1 protein-coding gene is annotated in these 673 nt (G+C 66.4%); it reads right to left on the reverse strand.

Going from position 1 to position 673, the window contains the following annotated elements; all coding sequences use genetic code 11:
• On the reverse strand, positions 1–632 hold a 632-nt coding region (locus tag IEZ06_RS35955), incomplete at its 3' end, for an IS5 family transposase (RefSeq protein WP_189241129.1).
• Positions 633–673: the final 41 nt, after the last annotated feature.

Genomic DNA, 673 nt, shown 5'->3' on the forward strand with positions numbered 1-673 from the left:
TTGCGTTGGACGATCTCCACGTCGATCCCCAGCCCGGCGCCATGGTCGACGACGGTCTTCTTGAAGCCCTGGTCGACCAGGGCCTTGGTCACCGTGCCGGAAGTCGTCGCGGCGACCTTGTCCAGCAAGGCGGTCCCCGCGACGTTGTCGTGCGTCGAGGCGGCCAGCACGATCACCGCGATGACCAGGCCGAACACATCCACGGCCAAGCCCCTCTTGCGGCCTGGCGTCTTCTTCGCGGCGTCCCGGCCGGTCGTGTCGGCGGGAACGCCGGCTGCCGCGCGGACGCTCTGGGTGTCCAGCACCACCAGGCTCGGGTCGGCTGATCGTCGCTTCTGTTCCCGTACGTGCCAGCGCAGCAGGTCGTGGATCTTCTGGGAGGTGCCATCATCGCGCCATTTGCCGAAGTAGTAGTAGACCGCGCCGATCGGCGGCAGGTCGTGAGGCAGATACTCCCACTGAACGCCGGTTCTGCCCTGATAGAAGATCGCGTTCACGATCTCGCGCATCGCGTATTTGCCCTGGTGGCCGCTGACCGAGGGGTGCGCCGCCTTCCATGCGGTGATCACCGGCTCGATCAGTGCCCACTGCTCGTCGGATACGTCGCTGCGGTACGGCTTGCGCTCGCTCACCGAGCCATCCCAGCACATCCGAGCCCGTCAACCGGCGGTAA

The sequence above is a fragment of the Planomonospora antibiotica genome (assembly GCF_014647955.1).
Taxonomy (GTDB): domain Bacteria; phylum Actinomycetota; class Actinomycetes; order Streptosporangiales; family Streptosporangiaceae; genus Planomonospora; species Planomonospora parontospora.